Source organism: Geobacter grbiciae, assembly GCF_018531165.1.
Lineage (GTDB): Bacteria > Desulfobacterota > Desulfuromonadia > Geobacterales > Geobacteraceae > Geobacter > Geobacter metallireducens.
In genome coordinates, this window is record NZ_JAHDIW010000042.1 from 1 (window position 1) to 1,689 (window position 1,689).

Annotated in this window: 1 protein-coding gene; it reads left to right on the forward strand. The window is 55.9% G+C overall.

Annotation, left to right across the window (positions count from 1 at the left end):
• Positions 1–115 precede the first annotated feature (115 nt).
• Positions 116–1,459 (forward strand): IS1380 family transposase, encoded by a 1,344-nt coding sequence (locus KJB29_RS19030; RefSeq protein ID WP_215735886.1) that lies wholly within the window; start codon positions 116–118, stop codon positions 1,457–1,459.
• Positions 1,460–1,689 lie beyond the last annotated feature (230 nt).

A 1,689-nucleotide genomic window follows, 5' to 3' on the forward strand; every position in this document is an offset into this window, starting at 1 on the left:
CCTGACACCGTGACAGCAAGTTCAGTAACTTGATTTTGTCGGCTATAACTATTTGATGTTCCTTGATAATTGAGCTATTTTGCTACGCAACAAAACTCACCCGGCAGGTGAATCCATGAAGCGTTTCAAGATCGAGCAGTCCGACCAAGAGTTCTACACGTCCCATTCCGGCCTCGCCCTTGTCGGACTTGGGGTAAACCGTTTCACCGCGTTGGTGTCTGCCCTTGCCAAGGCAGTTCCTTCCGACGATGTCATATCCCATGGCGATGTCATCAAGAGCTACTGCGGGATTCTGGCGCAGGCCAAGAGCGACTTTGTTGCCGTAGAGCAGTACCGGGATGATGATTTCTTTCGCGAATCACTGGGCAACAGCCATGTCCCTTCCGAAGGAACCATGCGTCAGCGTATGGATGAGAATGCCGCCAGGTTCCTCCCGGTTGTCTCCTGGTCCTCCATCGAGTTTCTGGAGAACTCGAAGGCGCCCCTGACTCCCCTTGCCACCGGTCACATCTCGCTGGATATCGATGGATTCGTCATGGACAACTCCGGCAGCAAGAAGGAGAAGGTCACCCCGACCTACCGGAAAGTTGACGGATATCTTGCTCTGCCGGCGTATCTCGGTGCCGAGGGGTGGCTGGTCAACCTCCACCTTCTCAGCGGTTCGCAGCACCCACAGAAGGAGTTCATCTCTTACATCCGCGAGACGCTCGCCCGGGTTCGCCAGTTCTGCTCCACAAAGCTCCTTGTGCGTGCCGATTCAGCCCATGATTCAATGGACAACCTGGTGGAGCTCTCCCGTCACCGCAAGGTGGACTGGATCATCAAGTGGAACCCCCGGAAACAGGACTGCGGAGCCTGGACGAAACGAGCATTTGAAACGGGAACCGTTACGACGCCGCGTCCCGGCAAGCGGGTAGCCATCTTCAGCGTTAAAGAGAAGCACGACGTCACCGATGAGAACGGCGACAAGCAAACACTTACATTGCGCCGGGTCATGAGGGTCACGGAGCGGACCATCGACAAAAAGGGACAGCCGCTTCTTGTTCCCGACATCGAGCTCGAAGGGTGGTGGAACAGCCTGAACGTTACCGACGAAGAGGTGATCGAGCTCTACAAGGGCCATGCCCTCTGCGAGCAGTACCATGCCGAGATCAAGACCGACATGGATCTGGAACGCCTGCCGTCGGGCAAGTTTGCCACCAATCAGTTAGTCATGGCCTGTGGTGCCCTGGTGTACAACATCCTGCGCTTCATCGGTCAGATTTGCCTGGTGACCAACAAGGGGATCATCCGCCATGAAGCCAAACGGAGAAGACTCAAGACCGTCATTCAGGAATTGATCTACTTTGCCGGGAGACTGATAGCCACCGGCAGACGCCTGAAGCTGCGGTTCAGCCGCCATGTGCGCGCCCATGCCGAGACCTTTGCCAGGATGTACGAGAAACTCGCCTATGGTTAGCGCGAGACGGGACAGAAATAGGGGCACAAGAGGGCAGCCAGAAGGAAGCCCTGACTCGGCACGCCCTGAAACCGGCAAATGGGGCAGCAAAACGGTTCGATTGTCAGAGAGCAAGGGGTACAGGCGAATTTAGGAGGCCGATTTCTTGAAAACCAGGGAAAACGGGAGGCTCAACCACCCCCCGATCCCATGAATTATCGGTCCGTACAAAATCTCGTCACGGATTCAGG